This window comes from Falsiroseomonas oryzae (assembly GCF_027856955.1).
Taxonomy (GTDB): domain Bacteria; phylum Pseudomonadota; class Alphaproteobacteria; order Acetobacterales; family Acetobacteraceae; genus Falsiroseomonas; species Falsiroseomonas oryzae.
Genome location: NZ_JAPSMD010000905.1, coordinates 1 through 878, shown reverse-complemented (window position 1 = coordinate 878; position 878 = coordinate 1). Strand labels below are relative to the sequence as shown.

1 protein-coding gene is annotated in these 878 nt (G+C 79.0%); it reads left to right on the top strand.

The annotated features are described in order from the left end of the window. Positions 1-878 (top strand): AsmA family protein (locus OZN99_RS32595; protein ID WP_270939321.1); only part of this gene is annotated, 878 nt, incomplete at both ends.

The following is an 878-nucleotide window of genomic DNA, read 5'->3' as shown; positions in this document are numbered from 1 at the left end:
GCGCCGGCGCGGGGCGCGGTGGCGCTCCGGCTGCTGCCGGCACCGCGCCTCGACGTGGCGCTGCTCGCGAGCCGGGTGGACCTGGATGGCTGGGTCGCCGCGCTGCGCCAGGGCGGGGCGCGGCCCTGGCCGGTCTCGGTGGACCTGTCGGCGGAGGCGGCGGGCTTCGCCGGCCTCACCCTGCGCCGGCTGCGCGGCTCTGCCTTCCTCGAGGAAGGGCGGCTGACGCTCACCGACGTCTCGTTGCTGCTGCCCGGCGAGACGGAGCTCGACTTCGCCGGCGCCACCGCCGGCGGGCGGCTGGAACTCGCCGCACGCTTCGCCGGGCCCGACATCCGCGCGACGCTGGCGGCCCTCGGCCTGCCGGTGGAGGAGCTGGACCCGGCGCTTCTGCGCCGCGGCGAGGGCCGCTTCCGCCTGGTGCTGGAGGAGGGCCGGGCGGCGGTGCCCGAACTCTCCGCGACCTTCGAGGACCTGCGCCTGTCCGGCGCGGGCACGCTGCGGCACGGGCCGCGGCCGGCGCTGGGGTTGGGGCTGACGGTGGACCGGCTGGACCTGGCGCGCTGGCTGCCGAACGGGCTCGACCTGGCGCGGACCTCCGGCGCGCTGGGCGCGGTTGACCTGAACCTGCGGCTGGCCGCGGAGCAGGCGCGCTGGGGCGAGGCGGTGCTGGAGCGGGCGGCGCTGGATGCCGCGCTGGAGAATGGCCGCATCACGCTGCGCCGGCTGTCGGGCCGGCTGGCGGAGGCCGACATCGTCGCCTCCGGCACGGGCATGCTCGGCCCACAGCCGCGGCTGGGCGAGGTGACGCTGGAGGCGAACGGGCCGGCGGCGCGCGGGCTGCTGGCGCTGGTGCCGGGCGCCTGGCCCGACCGCAC